We start from the raw sequence: 14910 nt of genomic DNA, 5'->3' as shown, positions 1-14910 counted from the left end.
CCGGTCTTACTGCTGGCTTTCACGCTCAGCAATAAACGCCAGCGCTTTATTAATACGCTCAATGCTGCGTGATTTACCAATCGCATGCACCGTTACGTCTAACGCCGGAGACTGACCCGCGCCGGTTACGGCTACGCGCAGCGGCATCCCAACTTTACCCATACCCACTTCCAGCTCATCAGCGGTTGCCTGAATCGCGTGGTGCACGTTTTCTGCCGTCCACTCGCTGATAGCAGCCAGCTTATCGCGAACCACTTCCAGCGGCTGACGCGCTACCGGACGCAGGTGTTTCTTAGCTGCATCCGCGTCGAACTCAGCAAAGTCTTCGTAGAAGTAGCGGCAGCTCTGCGCCATCTCTTTCAGCGTTTTGCAGCGCTCACCCAGCAGTTTAACCAGCTCAGACAGCTGCGGGCCGACGCGAGTATCGATATTTTCCTGCTCAATGTGCCATTGCAGATGCGTTGCCACATATTCAGGTGCCAGCGAATTAATGTAGTGATGGTTCAGCCACTGCAGTTTTTCGGTGTTGAACGCACTGGCAGACTTGCTCACCGCACCAAGGGAGAACAGTTTGATCATCTCTTCACGGGTGAAGATTTCCTGATCGCCGCTGGACCAGCCCAGACGCACCAGATAGTTCAGCAGCGCTTCCGGCAGGTAACCGTCGTCGCGATACTGCATAACGCTGACCGCACCGTGACGTTTAGAGAGTTTTTTACCGTCGTCGCCGTTGATCATCGACACGTGTGCATAAACCGGCACCGGCGCATTCAGCGCTTTCAGGATGTTAATCTGACGCGGAGTGTTGTTGATATGGTCTTCACCACGAATAACGTGAGTGATTTCCATATCCCAGTCGTCGACCACAACACAGAAGTTGTAGGTCGGAGAACCGTCAGTACGGCGGATGATCAGATCGTCCAGCTCCTGGTTGCTGAATTCGATCGGCCCACGGATCTGGTCGTCAAAAATAACGGATCCATCCTGCGGGTTGGCAAAACGCACCACGCATGGTTCATCAGCAGCATGATGTTCATGGCCGTGGCGGCAGCGACCGTCGTAACGTGGCTTCTCACCGTTTGCCATCTGCTCTTCGCGCAGTGCGTCCAGACGCTCTTTGGAGCAGTAGCATTTATACGCGGTACCGGCTTCCAGCATCTCATCAATCACGGCGTTGTAGCGATCAAAACGTTTGGTCTGGAAATACGGGCCTTCATCCCATTCCAGATTCAGCCAGTTCATGCCATCCATAATGGCTTCAATAGCTTCCGGAGTGGAGCGTTCAAGATCGGTGTCTTCAATACGCAGCACAAACTCACCGTCATGGTTACGTGCAAAAAGCCAGGAATATAGAGCAGTACGCGCACCACCGACATGCAGGTAACCTGTCGGGCTTGGCGCGAAGCGAGTTTTGATTTTCATGAAATGGCCTTACGTTTATAAAGATGCCGACAACCGGCAAATCCTGGAAAGATTATCAGGCTCGTATTCTATCACTGTGGTCTGATTCCTCAATGTTGTTCAGGTTGGAACATCACGCTTTGCCATTTTCGTATACAAATCATGCTGCATGGATTGATTTGCGATCGTTTTGTTTAAATTTACGACGAACGAACAAATTCTTTAGAAAATGCGTTGACTCATTTTCAACTCTCCCTATAATGCGACTCCACACAGCGGGGGTGATTAGCTCAGCTGGGAGAGCACCTCCCTTACAAGGAGGGGGTCGGCGGTTCGAACCCGTCATCACCCACCAACTACTTTATGTAGTCTCCGCCGTGTAGAGTAAGAAATTGAGAAGTGGGTGATTAGCTCAGCTGGGAGAGCACCTCCCTTACAAGGAGGGGGTCGGCGGTTCGATCCCGTCATCACCCACCACTTTCTCGCCAGCTGGATTTCTTACAATAAAATTGAAGTACCGAAGTGGGTGATTAGCTCAGCTGGGAGAGCACCTCCCTTACAAGGAGGGGGTCGGCGGTTCGATCCCGTCATCACCCACCACTTCGGGTCGTTAGCTCAGTTGGTAGAGCAGTTGACTTTTAATCAATTGGTCGCAGGTTCGAATCCTGCACGACCCACCAATGTAAAAAGGCGCCCTAAAGGCGCCTTTTTGCTATCTGCGATTTATAAGATTCGAACCTGCATCGCCTGATGCGCTACGCTTATCAGGCCTACAGACAATACCGCACACGTAGGCCGGATAAGACGTCAGCCACCATCCGGCACAGACAACACTACACACGTAGGCCGGATAAGACGTCAGTCGCCATCCGGCGCAGACAACACAACACGCGTAGGCCGGATAAGACGTCAGTCGCCATCCGGCACAGACAACACTACACGCGCAGGCCGGATAAGACGTCAGTCGCCATCCGACGCAGACAATACCGCACGCGTAGGCCGGATAAGACGTCAGTCGCCATCCGGCACAGACAACACTACACACGTAGGCCGGATAAGACGTCAGTCGCCATCCGGCACAGACAACACAACACGCGTAGGCCGGATAAGACGTCAGTCGCCATCCGGCACAGACATCACATCGTCAATGCCGCTACCAGTTTCTCCAGCGCGGGTGTCGCCTGCAGTTGGTCATACACAATATACAAATCCGCCGGAATACGTTCCTCTAACGGTCGAAATACCACGCCAGGCCAATTCATCTGCGCATAGCTGTCAGCAATTAACGTAATACCAATCCCCATGCTGATCATCGCCAGCACCGTTTGCGGCTCCCTCACCTCACGAATAATCATCGGGGAAAATCCAGCACTCAGGCAAACTCGCTGCAAAAATGCCCAGTCAGTATGAATGGAAGGCATTGTGACAAAATATTCATTTCTCAACGCCTCCAGCGGTATGGACTCACAGGCAGTAAGAGGATGTTCTTCCGGCATGGCAACCAGAAAAGAGGACTCATGCAAACGCAAACTGGTAAACCCGGGAGAAAGCTCCGTAGCCATCCGCCAAATTCCCGCATCCAGTTCACGCCGTTCCAGCATCGTCATCTGCATCGCGGGCATGTTCTCGCGAAACAGCACCTCAACATTGGGATTATCCTTCATAAAACGCCGCATCACCGGACGCATTTTTCCCCACATCGCTGTACCGATAACGCCAAGCTCAATTCGCCCTGCCTCACCACGACCAATTTGCTCCACTCTCGCCAGCGCCTGATTAGCACTGGATAACAGTCGGCGCGACTCTTCCATCAATATCTTTCCCGCGTGAGTTAACGCCACGCTGCGGGAATGACGGATAAATAGCAAAGTGCCGAGCTGTTGCTCCAGCTCTTTAATATGGGTACTGAGCGGCGGTTGCGACATATTCAGGCGAGCAGCAGCACGTCCAAAATGCAGTTCTTCTGCGACAGCAAGAAAATAACGCAGTAACTTCAGATCGATGCGGTGCGTGCGTTCCATGGATAATGCGCTCCTGAAATAAGGATAATGCGCAAAGTTACCACATTGCCTCGCAGAAAATGAAACGGCGGGTATCAGAACCCGCCGCCAATGGAGTGTTAATGTGCCGGTGATTTCTGTGCCAGTCGTTCAGGCTCATGCTTGTACTTAAAGAACAATGCAAAGATAACCGCCAGAGCCAGCGCATACGCGGCAAACACCAGCCAGATAGTTTGCCAATCCTTGACGCCATCGACAGAAAAATAGTCCACCGCCATACCACTCAGAATTGATCCCACCCACGCGCCAACGCCGTTTACCATCGTCATAAACAGCCCCTGCGCGCTGGCGCGAATGTTAGAGCTAACCTCCTGCTCGACAAATACCGATCCCGAGATATTGAAGAAATCAAACGCACAGCCGTAGACGATCATCGACATCAGCAGCAGCACAAAACCAAACGGCGACGGATCGCCAAAGGCAAAGAAGCCAAAGCGCAGCGTCCATGCCAGCATGCTCATCAGCATCACCGTTTTAATGCCAAAGCGTTTAAGGAAGTACGGAATAGTGAGAATAAAGCCCACCTCCGCCATCTGTGAAACGGAAAGCAATATGGAGGGGTACTTCACCACAAAGCTGTCGGCAAATTCCGGGCTACGGGCAAAATCATGCAGGAACGGATTGCCAAAGACGTTGGTGATTTGCAACACCGCCCCCAGCATCATCGCAAACAAAAAGAAGATTGCCATCTGCGGTTTTTTAAACAGGACAAAAGCGTCCAGACCGAGCTTGCTGGCAAGCGTGGTGTTTGCTTTCTTCTCAGCAACCGGGATTTTCGGCAACGTAAGCGCATACAGAGCCAGCAGCAGCGATGCGCCTGAAGCGATATACAACTGCGCGCTGCTCAGTTCCAGTCCCATCAAGCTGACTGTCCACATCGCCACAATAAACCCAATGGTGCCAAACACACGAATTGGCGGGAACGCGGTGACCGGATCCTGACCTGATTGCGCCAGGCACGAGTATGAGACGCTATTCGATAACGCAATCGTCGGCATATACGCCATTGCGTTAACCAGCATCACCCAAAACATGGTCTGCGGATCGGTAACGGTTGTGGCATATAGCAACACGCCCGCACACACCAGATGACAAAGCATATAGGCGCGCTCGGCGCGTAGCCATTTATCGGCAATGATGCCCATAATGCCCGGCATGATAATCGCCGCCAGCCCTTTCGAACTGTAAATCATACCGACGTTCGCGCCGGTAAAATCCAGGGTATTAATCATATAGGAACCCAGGGTTACCAACCAGCTTCCCCAGATGAAATATTGCAAAAACGACATGAGCTTTAAGCGAGATGCGATACCCATTTTTCCGTTCCTTGCCATAAAGTAAGACCCCGCAAGCGGGGTCATTTTTTAGTTATTCAGGCCAGTTTGCGCAAGAATCCGCAGATCAAATTGATGAAATTCTGCCGGGAGAGTTCCGCCGCTGCCAGCGTCTGCGCGTGAGATAATTTAACATCACCCAGACCTTCCGCCAGGTTGGTGATGGCCGCCACCGCAACCACTTTCAAACCGCAGTGGCGCGCAGAGATAACTTCAGGCACCACCGACATCCCCACCACGTCACCACCGATAATTTGCATCATGCGGATTTCTGCCGCGGTTTCAAAGTTCGGCCCCGGATAAGAGACAAAAACCCCTTCACTCAGCGGGAATCCTTCCTCAGCGGCAACAGTTTGCAGGATCGCACGGTAGTCAGCATCATAGGCATTCGCCAGTGAAAAGAATCGCTCCCCAAAACGCTCATCGTTTGGCCCTACCATCGGCGTACCCGGCATCGTATTGATGTGATCGCTAAGCGCAACGAGGCTACCCGGTCCGACTTCGGGACGCAAAGAGCCTGCAGCATTGGTGCAAAACAGCAGCTCACAGCCCAGCAGCTTCAGCGTACGAATGGCATCCGTCATCACCGTCATACCGCGACCTTCATAGAAATGTCCACGTCCTTTCATACAGGCCACCGGAATTCCCGCCAGATTTCCCAACACCAGTTCACCAGCATGACCGTGTACGGTACTCACCGGGAACCCTGGTAGTTTCTCGTAAGAGATGGCAACCGCATCCTCAATTTGATCCGCCAACGCCCCCAGGCCTGAGCCGAGGATAAAGGCTACGCGCGGCGTAAAATCCAGTTTGTAACCACGAATGATATCAGCGCTATACCAGGGATTTTGCGAGAAAAGAGAGTGGCTCATGAGATGTCCTTAATACTGAGTAATCGAAATAACGTAGCGTACCGCATTGTTATAGCGAGACTACGCAATCGATTACCAATACCGTTTATCCCGATAACCGATAGTAAATCGGTATAGATGGCATGTGCTAAATCGGCCTGAACTCACATTTTTTTTCTGCCAGAAATGGCAAGGAGTACCAACACATCAGGAATTAGTCAGACGAGTGGGCTGACAAAGCCCGCCTTGCAAATGACTGACAAACATTTGTTGATTATTAATAAGCGAAAGCAGGTACAACAACGCACTTTCGCTAATCAATAATTAAAACGGGGGAAACAGCTGTTTACTTCTTATAGAGTTCGCTGGTCACTACAGCCTGAGAACCATTGCCTATAGAAGAGAAGTTCTTAATAACAAAGAAATCAGCACCTTCTTTATCTGCCATTTTCGAAATTTTGTGCATACATTGATTCACCGTATTTTCCGTTACGGTGATTGACTTGACATGTTTTAAACTATTGGCTTCTTGTTGCGAGATTTCTGTAGCAGCAAAGGCAGACAGACTGAGAAAACACAAAGAAGCGGCCAATGATGTGACTAATGTCTTTTTCATAACTATCCTCATAACTTACATATTAATATTTGAGCGTCAAGATATACTCTTCACATAATATTGCAAACAAAAACCCTTCTATTTATAAAATAGACGAATCGACAAACATTGAAGAGTAATGAACATCATATGTATTATTCAATAGGTTTATTATAGCGGGTTAAATATTTGCATGATAAACGCAGAAAAATAACACTAAATATCCACGAGGCATTTAGTGTTATTTGCAATTAATTACCGGCCACTTCGTTAAGAAGGGTTGTCAGGATGCTAACTGGAGCAACAATATTATGTGCAACACCATAGTCAAACTCCAGAACAGTACTTGCATCCTGATAATCTATATGGGTATCACCATTGTCATCCTGCCAAATAACCACCCGTAGGGGTAACTCTATTGCCGCATGAGGATTTGCTTGCATGGCAGGAGTACCCCCCTTTGGGTTACCAAACAGAAATAACATCGTCGGTCGCAGAGCAAGACCTACATCCGTTGCCGCTTGCTGTTGATCAACCTGCACAAAAATACGAATATTTTTAGCATTCAATACGCTGACGAGTCTGTTTACAGTATCATCAAAATTGAACTTACTAGGCAGCGTTTTTGTCCGCTCCGGCTTTCTCATCTGTCGTTCCTTTATTTATAGAATATTCATGAAAATACCCGCCAGCGAATGACGGGTATTGATAAATGCTAGCACAGTTATTTAGGCGTCACTTCGACAGAGCCCCAGCTGATACCATTTGGGTTGTTGTCTACCGGGAGCGTGTTCACTACCTTACGCTCATTAATGTCAATCATCGAAACAGAGTTTGCAAATGAGTTAGTTACGTAAGCATACTTGCCATTTTTATCGACAACCACGCCATGGGCCCCATCGCCAGTGGTGATGGTTTTCGCTACCGTAAGGCTTGCGATATCAATCATGTTTATTGTGTTACCCGGCTTGCTCTTCGAGCCCTGATTGGTTACCAGCATGCTTTTACCATCCGGAGTACCAAACAGCTGGATTGGTACGGTACCTACATTAATTTTCTTCACAACTTTACGCGTTGCTGTATCAATCACCGCTACAGCGTCTTCACCAGACAGGGAAACAAACACCAGTTTTCCGTCCGGTGAGAAACCTACCTGGGCTGGCATTTTACCTAATGGGATCTGCGCGACCTCTTTATTACTGGCTGTATCGACAACGGATACCGTGCCCCCTTTCATATTCGCGATATAAACTTCTTTACCGTCAGGACTCACTCTGAGGCCATGAGGGAATTTACCTACATTAATTGTCGTTAAATTTTTCAAATGTTCTGCATCAATCACGCTGATAGTGTTATCTGCACTATTTGAGATATACGCCATTTTCCCATCAGGGGTGACGACAACATGCGCAGGGTGTGCGCCAACCGGAAGTTTTGCAATAACCGTATCATTTTCGGCATTAATAACCCAAACTTCGCCATGTTCCTTTTTGCCTGCATGAGAATCTTTGCCCATATCCATTTTCTCAGAATGGGCATCTTTACTCATATCCATATGTTCAGAGCCTGATGAATGTGTCCCGTTAGCACCAAGGTTGGTTACCCAAACTGTTTTATTGTCTGGTGACACCTGAACGTTATGCGGCATTTTACCAACATGTACTTTATCTACAGTCTTTAAAGACGCAGCATCAAGTACATTAACTGAATCTGCACCTTCATTTGCTACATACACTCTGTCTGCTGCAAACGTATAACCAGACCATGCCAGCATACTAATTTGCATTGCAATTAAAATTTTATTTTTGCTTATCATCGCCGCCAATACCCATTAGTTAAATATATTTACCGGATTAGTTTCAGCAACCAGCTATTGTAGGATTATTTAACATGTCACTAATATTACTCCATCGGGATCGTGTTAATTCTACCTATAACGAGTTACTGTATAAATTGCTTAGTCATTTCATTAATCAATCGCTATACATCATTGTATTAGATACTGCTATCCGTACTTGCGTATAAAGAGTATCAACCTTCCAGCAAGTGGAAGGTCAAGAAAAAAAGTAATAATTTAAAATAGCCTTACAAATCCGCAAACTAAGCAATTGCCTAAGAATATCGCAGGAGAATTTATAAATATAAAGAGGTAGTCCGGTGCCGGGTAAAAATATAAAAGTTAACGATCAGTTCATCGATACTGAAAGCCAAACTTAACGACATGACAAACACCAGCCATATCGTTAAAGCTGGTACAAAGGATCCCGTGCCCGACCGGCGGTTAATTCACTGGCCTGCATCCGTACTACGTCCCACAGCGCCTGGGCCGCAGTCGATAAAGAACGATTTTTACGTCGTGCCAGCATCAATTGTCGTTCCACAACCGGCGTCAGGCGTTTAACCTGCAAATGGCTGCCCTGTGGCAGAGGAAGCGCCAGCGCAGGCAGCACGCTGATACCAATCCCCGCCTCAACCATCGGGAAAAGCGTGGCAGGGTGACCTATCTCCTGAACGATATTGGCCTCAATGGAAAAGTGAGCCAGTGCCGCATCGATCAACGGTCGACTGCCGGAAGCGTAATCCTGTAATACCAGGCGCTCATGATATAAATCCTGCCAATTTACCCATTCGCGTTGGGCTAGCGGATGATCCCCTCGACACAACAGCAGGAACGGTTCGGATAACACCGCTTCACACTGCAGATCGGTCACAGCACCTGGATCTATCACAATGCCAAAATCTACCTCGCCCTGACGAATACTCTCCAGCACCCACTGTTGCGGACGATCGTGCAGCACAAAATCGATTGCTGGATAAAGCTGATTACTCTGGGCAATACACTGTGGAATAAGGTGAGCAGATATTGTCTGGCTGGCGGCAACGCGCACCGTTCCGGTTAACTGCGTTCCCACCTGGCCTGCTTCACGCAGCGTGCTGTGCAGTTCATCCAGAATACGTTCCAGCCGCGCCGCCAACTGGTGCCCTGCTTCCGTCAGCACCACTTCCCGCGTTGTTCTATCTAACAACCGCACACCCGTCTGCCCTTCCAGCTCTTTAACGCTGTGGCTGACCGCAGACTGGCTTAAGCCAATGATATCCCCCGCCCGGCTAAAGCTTTTGGCCTGAGCGACGGTAACAAAGATACGGAGCTGACGCAGAGAGTAATTCATCTATTCGATTCATATATGGATGCAATAAATCAATTTTATTTCTCAAACAGAAAAACGCAAAATGTTCCTACCGAATTTCAGGAGCTTTTATGAAACTTTTTCGTATCCTTGATCCGTTCACGATAACGTTGATTACGGTCGTTTTACTGGCGTCCTTTTTCCCGGCCGAAGGTGGCTTTGTACCTTTCTTTGAAGGCTTAACCACCGCTGCCATTGCCCTACTGTTTTTTATGCACGGGGCGAAGCTTTCGCGTGAAGCCATTATTGCCGGCGGTAGTCACTGGCGTTTACATCTGTGGGTGATGTGCAGCACGTTTGTTGTTTTCCCGGTGCTGGGCGTTCTGTTCGCCTGGTGGGCACCGGTAAATGTTGACCCGATGCTGTACACCGGTTTCCTGTACCTGTGTATTTTGCCGGCCACGGTGCAGTCGGCAATCGCTTTTACGTCGCTGGCGGGGGGTAACGTTGCTGCCGCCGTGTGTTCCGCTTCGGCCTCCAGCCTGCTGGGTATTTTTCTCTCGCCGTTACTGGTTGGCCTGGTAATGAATATGCATGGCGCAGAAGGCAGTCTGGAGCAGGTGGGGAAAATCATGCTGCAGCTGCTGCTGCCGTTCGTACTGGGACATCTTTCACGTCCGTGGATTGGTAACTGGGTGTCCCGACATAAAAAATGGATCGCCAAAACGGACCAATCCTCCATCTTGCTGGTGGTGTACTCCGCCTTCAGTGAAGCCGTGGTTAACGGGATCTGGCACAAAGTGGGGATTGGTTCGCTGTTGTTTATCATGGTGGTCAGCATCGTATTGCTGGCAATCGTGATTGGCATCAACGTCTTTGTTGCGCGGAAATGCGGCTTCAACAAAGCCGATGAGATCACCATTGTCTTTTGCGGATCGAAAAAGAGCCTGGCGAATGGGATCCCAATGGCAAATATTCTGTTCCCGACGTCAGTGATAGGAATGATGGTGCTGCCGTTGATGATCTTCCATCAAATTCAGCTGATGGTGTGTGCCGTGCTGGCACGTCGCTACAAGCAACAAACAGACGCATTGCAGGCGCAGCAGAAAAGCCGCGCCGCAAAGGCTTAGAGAGGGCGTTTCAGGGGCTGCACCAGTTGCGTCAGCCCTTCAGTTTTAATCAGCAGCGTGATTTGCATCAGCTCGCCCAGCTTTCCCGGCGGGAATTCATCTTTACGGGCAAACCACAGCAGATACTCTTCCGGGACATCAATCAGCCGACGCCCTTTATATTTGCCAAAGGGCATCACGGAATTGGCGATTTCAACCAGCTGCTCTTTTTCCATTTCAGGCACCCAGTAAGCGGATCATTTCAGCTTCATCGATCACGGCAATACCCAGTTCCTGCGCTTTTGCCAGCTTCGATCCCGCCGCTTCACCGGCAATCACCAGGTCGGTTTTCTTCGATACGCTGCCGGCCACTTTTGCACCCAACTCAGTCAGTCGCGCTTTGGCGTCGTCGCGTGACATCAGGCTCAGGCTCCCGGTCAGCACTACCGTTTTACCCGAGAAGGGGCTGTCGATTTCTTCAGCGTTGATGACCACCGGCGCTGGCCAATGGATCCCCTGCGCCAGCAGTTGGACGATCACCTCGCGGTTGCTCTCTTCAGCAAAGAAATTAAACACGTGGGTCGCTACCACAATGCCGACATCCGGCACTTTTTGCAGCTCGTCAATAGAGGCCGCTTCCAGCGCTTCAAGCGTGCCGAAATACGCCGCCAGACCTGCGGCTGTGGCCTCGCCGACTTCACGAATGCCCAGCGCGTAGAGGAAACGGGCAAACGTCGTTTCTTTCGCTTTTTCCAGCGCATTCACCACGTTTTGCGCCGATTTCGGTCCCATACGATCAAGACCGGTCAGCTTACCTGCGGTCAGTGTGAAGAGATCCGCTGGCGTGTGGACATACTCTTTCTCGACCAGTTGATCGATAATTTTATCGCCCATGCCGTCAACGTCCAGCGCGCGGCGGGAAACGAAGTGTTTCAGCGATTCCTTACGCTGCGCCCCGCAGATTAAACCACCGGTACAGCGAGTGACCGCTTCGCCTTCCACACGCTCAACGTCAGAGTTGCATACCGGACAGTGGGTGGGAAACTCAATTTCACGCGTATCGTCCGGGCGCTCGGAAAGCACGACATTCACTACCTGCGGGATGACATCGCCCGCACGGCGAATGACGACTTTATCGCCAATACGCAAACCAAGACGCTCAATTTCATCCGCATTGTGCAAGGTGGCGTTACTGACCAACACCCCGGCAACCTGAACTGGCTCAAGGCGGGCGACAGGTGTAATCGCCCCGGTACGTCCAACCTGAAACTCAACATCACGTACGAAGGTCATCTGCTCTTGCGCCGGGAACTTAAAGGCCACCGCCCAGCGCGGCGCGCGGGCAACAAAACCCAGTTGTTCCTGCAACACCATAGAGTTGACTTTGATCACCACACCGTCGATATCGAATCCCAGCGTCGGTCGGTCTTCTTCAACCTTGTGATAGTAAGCAAGTACTTCCTCCGGAGAGTCGCAAAGCGTAACTCTGTCGCTCACCGGCAATCCCCACTCTTTAAATTGCAGCAGACGGCCCAGGTGGGTATCAGGCAGCACACCACCTTCCAGCACACCAACGCCATAGCAGAAGAAAGTAAGCGGTCGCTTCGCTGTGATACGCGGATCGAGCTGGCGCAATGACCCGGCCGCTGCGTTACGCGGGTTAGCAAACACTTTGTTGCCAGTGCGGCGGGCCTCTTCGTTAATTTTTTCAAATCCGGCCTGCGGCAGGAACACTTCACCGCGCACTTCCAGACGCGTCGGAATGTTATCGCCTCGCAGTTTTAACGGGATCGCACGGATGGTGCGCACGTTCGAGGTAATATCCTCACCCGTAGTACCATCACCACGCGTTGCGGCACTGACCAGCACACCGTTTTCATACAGGATACTGACCGCCAGCCCGTCCAGCTTCAGTTCGCAGCACCAGGTTAGTTTGTCCGTACTCTTCAGTCTGTCCTGCACGCGCTTGTTGAAGGCGAGAAAACTCTCTTCATCAAACACGTTATCCAGTGACAGCATTGGCACTTCATGGCGAATCTGGCTGAACGCTGCTAACGGGGCGGCGCCAACACGCTGGGTTGGCGAGTCGGGGGTGATAAGTTCCGGATGCTGCGCTTCCAGCTCGCGCAGTTCACGCATCAGGCGATCGTATTCCGCATCGGGAATTTCCGGCGCATCCATCACATGGTAAAGATACTCATGATGGCGAAGCGTGGTTCGCAGTTCTGTCAGTTGTTGTTCGATTAATTCCATATCGCACCATCAATGATAAAAAACCCCCGACAGGCGGGGGTTTAGCAAGGAGATGTCACGCCAGAGGAGAATCAGGCGTGAGATTCTTTAACTTCGCGGATGCGGTCCTGATACTCGCGCAGTTTCTGCGGCGTCATCATGCGACGTTGATCGTCGAGCACCACACCACCCACTTCATCGGCAATGTGCTGTGCGGACTGCAGCATCAGCTTAAAGTTTTGCAGCTCGTCACCGTAGGACGGAACCTGCATAAAAATAGTCACGCCAGGGGTGCTGAAATCACCCGTCATTTCGGGGTCAAACGTTCCTGGGTTAACCATATTGGCAAGGCTGAACAGCGAAGGACCGCTGCCATCCGGGCTCAAATGACGATGGAAAATATTCATATCGCCAAATTTAAAACCGGCTTGCTGAATGCTGTTGAGCAGCACTTCACCGTTGAGCTCACTACCGTGATGCGCCGCAACGTTCATAATAATGACCGCTTCTTTACGCTGCGGTTTTTCAGCAACAGGCGCTTCTTCAACTACTGGCTCAGGCTGCGGTTGATGTTCAACGGCAGGCTCTGCGGGCTGGAAAGCCTGCGGTGCAGGTTGCGGTGCTTGCTGCACGGGCTGCTGAACCTGCGGAGCAACGGGCTGATGCTGCATCGGCTGCTGAACCTGCGGAGCAACGGGCTGATGCTGCATCGGCTGCTGCACAGGTTGTTGCTGAACAGGCTGATGCTGCACCGGCTGCTGCGGTTGTACAGGCTGCGGCTGCTGCTGAGCATGCGGCGGCGGTACCGGCGCTTGTGCAGGCTGCGGCGCGGGTTGACGCGGCTGAGCAGACGCATAAGGCGGCTGGTACTGGTGTTGCGGCGACTGAGGAGGAACACCATGTTCCTGCGCGTTACCGGGAGCATGATTCACACGATGAACGCGAACTTCGCCCACGCCTTCGTCTTCCTCGACGTTGTCGTCGAACGAATCCTCGTCTTCACGTTTAGACTTCATGCGTTTCAGTGGGCGATCGCGGAATATAGAAGACCGCTCTTTACGGCTAGTCCAAAAACCATGTACCAGTAAAGCGATTATGGCGATCGCGCCAACAATGATTAATATCAGACGCAAATCCTGCATCATTATATTCTCTGTTGTTCTAACACCTTGCCACCACGGCAAACATTTACTCACTAAGAGTATTTGTCGATTACGCCAAGTGCAAGTGCACTCTTGGCTTTCACGGCATAAAGATGAACAAAATTGTGCTTTTTGCTGTTTTTTCGAACATTTCTGAACAGCTTAACGCTCAACAACCCGGTAAGATACGCAAAGTTTACCAGAGCTTATATAACAAGGAGTATGTCCTGACCATGGTTTCATCATCTGCAGTCGTACCTCGCAGCGGCCTTTATTACTTTTCACAGGGATGGAAGCTCATCACCCAACCGGGCATTCGTCGCTTTGTCATCCTGCCTTTGCTGGTGAATATCCTGCTGATGGGCGGCGCATTCTGGTGGCTATTCACACAACTCGATAACTGGATCCCCGCGCTGATGAGTCACGTCCCTGACTGGCTTCAGTGGCTCAGCTACTTGCTGTGGCCGATTGTCACTATCTCCGTACTACTGGTGTTCGGCTACCTGTTTTCCACCATAGCCAACTGGATTGCCGCGCCGTTTAACGGTCTGCTGGCAGAACAACTGGAAGCACGCTTAACGGGCGCAACACCGCCTGACACCGGCGTTCTCGGCATCATGAAAGATGTTCCCCGTATTATGAAACGTGAATGGCAAAAGCTGGCGTGGTATCTCCCGCGCGCCGTCGTGTTGCTGATCCTCTATTTCATTCCGGGTATTGGGCAGACCGTCGCCCCGGTGCTGTGGTTCCTGTTCAGCGCGTGGATGCTGGCCATTCAGTACTGCGATTATCCGTTTGATAACCATAAGGTGCCTTTTAAGGAGATGCGCGTCGCGCTGCGCACACGCAAGGTCACCAATATGCAATTTGGCGCATTGACCAGCCTGTTCACCATGATTCCGGTGCTCAATCTGTTCATCATGCCGGTCGCGGTTTGTGGTGCCACGGCGATGTGGGTAGACTGCTATCGTGCTAAGCACGCGTTATGGAAGTAATGCAAAAATGTGTAAAAGCGGGCTGGCTTATGCCCGCTCTTATTCCATACTGCAACGCATTAT

At 50.8% G+C, this 14910-nt stretch carries 13 protein-coding genes and 4 tRNA genes; 6 read left to right on the top strand and 11 right to left on the bottom strand.

Translation table 11 applies throughout. From position 1 onward, the window contains the following. Positions 1-6 precede the first annotated feature (6 nt). Complete coding sequence (gene gltX / locus BZK40_RS19695; RefSeq protein WP_008785393.1) at positions 7-1422, bottom strand: glutamate--tRNA ligase; 1416 nt, start codon at positions 1420-1422, stop codon at positions 7-9. A gap of 258 nt (positions 1423-1680) precedes the next feature. Here gltX and BZK40_RS19690 point away from each other — a divergent pair. The 4 genes from BZK40_RS19690 to BZK40_RS19675 all read left to right on the top strand — a co-directional run bounded on the left by BZK40_RS19690 (position 1681) and on the right by BZK40_RS19675 (position 2081). Then, positions 1681-1756, top strand: a tRNA-Val gene (locus BZK40_RS19690). Between the two features lie 46 nt (positions 1757-1802). Continuing rightward, positions 1803-1878, top strand: a tRNA-Val gene (locus BZK40_RS19685). 47 nt (positions 1879-1925) lie between these two features. Next, positions 1926-2001 (top strand) — tRNA-Val (locus BZK40_RS19680). A 4-nt stretch (positions 2002-2005) separates the two neighbouring features. After that, a tRNA-Lys gene (locus tag BZK40_RS19675) sits at positions 2006-2081 on the top strand. 456 nt (positions 2082-2537) lie between these two features. On the opposite strand, the gene BZK40_RS19670 is transcribed toward BZK40_RS19675, so the two are convergent. The 7 genes from BZK40_RS19670 to BZK40_RS19640 all read right to left on the bottom strand — a co-directional run bounded on the left by BZK40_RS19670 (position 2538) and on the right by BZK40_RS19640 (position 9411). Continuing rightward, positions 2538-3422, bottom strand: coding sequence for a LysR family transcriptional regulator (locus BZK40_RS19670; protein ID WP_048234780.1), 885 nt, complete (start codon positions 3420-3422; stop codon positions 2538-2540). A gap of 98 nt (positions 3423-3520) precedes the next feature. Then, positions 3521-4777 carry a nucleoside permease gene (locus BZK40_RS19665; protein ID WP_079935168.1) on the bottom strand — a complete coding sequence of 419 codons (1257 nt, stop codon included), beginning with the start codon at positions 4775-4777 and terminating at the stop codon, positions 3521-3523. A gap of 56 nt (positions 4778-4833) precedes the next feature. Beyond that, positions 4834-5667, bottom strand: coding sequence for a xanthosine phosphorylase (xapA, locus tag BZK40_RS19660; RefSeq protein WP_079935167.1), 834 nt, complete (start codon positions 5665-5667; stop codon positions 4834-4836). Between the two features lie 325 nt (positions 5668-5992). Continuing rightward, a complete protein-coding gene (locus BZK40_RS19655; protein WP_008785396.1) occupies positions 5993-6262 on the bottom strand; it encodes a YdgH/BhsA/McbA-like domain containing protein in 270 nt (89 codons plus the stop codon). 230 nt (positions 6263-6492) lie between these two features. Then, entirely contained in the window at positions 6493-6888 is a 396-nt protein-coding gene (locus tag BZK40_RS19650; RefSeq protein WP_008785397.1) for a DUF302 domain-containing protein, read from the bottom strand. A 77-nt stretch (positions 6889-6965) separates the two neighbouring features. Further along, positions 6966-8057, bottom strand: a complete 1092-nt coding sequence (locus BZK40_RS19645; RefSeq protein ID WP_079935166.1) for a YVTN family beta-propeller repeat protein — start codon at positions 8055-8057, stop codon at positions 6966-6968. Between the two features lie 427 nt (positions 8058-8484). Then, a complete protein-coding gene (locus BZK40_RS19640; protein ID WP_032944140.1) occupies positions 8485-9411 on the bottom strand; it encodes a LysR family transcriptional regulator in 927 nt (308 codons plus the stop codon). 89 nt (positions 9412-9500) lie between these two features. On the opposite strand from BZK40_RS19640, the gene BZK40_RS19635 reads away from it, so the two are divergent. Continuing rightward, a complete protein-coding gene (locus tag BZK40_RS19635) occupies positions 9501-10499 on the top strand; it encodes a bile acid:sodium symporter family protein (RefSeq protein WP_079935165.1) in 999 nt (332 codons plus the stop codon). Here the strand turns inward: BZK40_RS19635 and BZK40_RS19630 are convergent. The 3 genes from BZK40_RS19630 to zipA form a co-directional block, all read right to left on the bottom strand. Further along, complete coding sequence (locus BZK40_RS19630) at positions 10496-10714, bottom strand: DUF3820 family protein (RefSeq protein WP_048224939.1); 219 nt, start codon at positions 10712-10714, stop codon at positions 10496-10498. The two genes, BZK40_RS19635 and BZK40_RS19630, sit on opposite strands and share 4 nt — an antisense overlap. Position 10715: 1 nt before the next feature. Next, positions 10716-12731, bottom strand: a complete 2016-nt coding sequence (ligA, locus tag BZK40_RS19625) for an NAD-dependent DNA ligase LigA (protein WP_079935164.1) — start codon at positions 12729-12731, stop codon at positions 10716-10718. Positions 12732-12802: 71 nt separating this feature from the next. Next, positions 12803-13855 carry a cell division protein ZipA gene (zipA, locus tag BZK40_RS19620; RefSeq protein ID WP_079935163.1) on the bottom strand — a complete coding sequence of 351 codons (1053 nt, stop codon included), beginning with the start codon at positions 13853-13855 and terminating at the stop codon, positions 12803-12805. A gap of 230 nt (positions 13856-14085) precedes the next feature. Here zipA and cysZ point away from each other — a divergent pair, with 230 nt between their 5' ends. Further along, positions 14086-14847, top strand: a complete 762-nt coding sequence (gene cysZ / locus BZK40_RS19615; protein WP_095533163.1) for a sulfate transporter CysZ — start codon at positions 14086-14088, stop codon at positions 14845-14847. The last annotated feature ends 63 nt before the right edge of the window (positions 14848-14910 follow it).

Source organism: Citrobacter portucalensis (assembly GCF_002042885.1).
GTDB classification, from domain to species: Bacteria; Pseudomonadota; Gammaproteobacteria; order Enterobacterales; family Enterobacteriaceae; genus Citrobacter; species Citrobacter portucalensis.
Note: the sequence above shows the minus strand (reverse complement) of the source record. Positions and strands in the feature narration are given on the sequence as shown.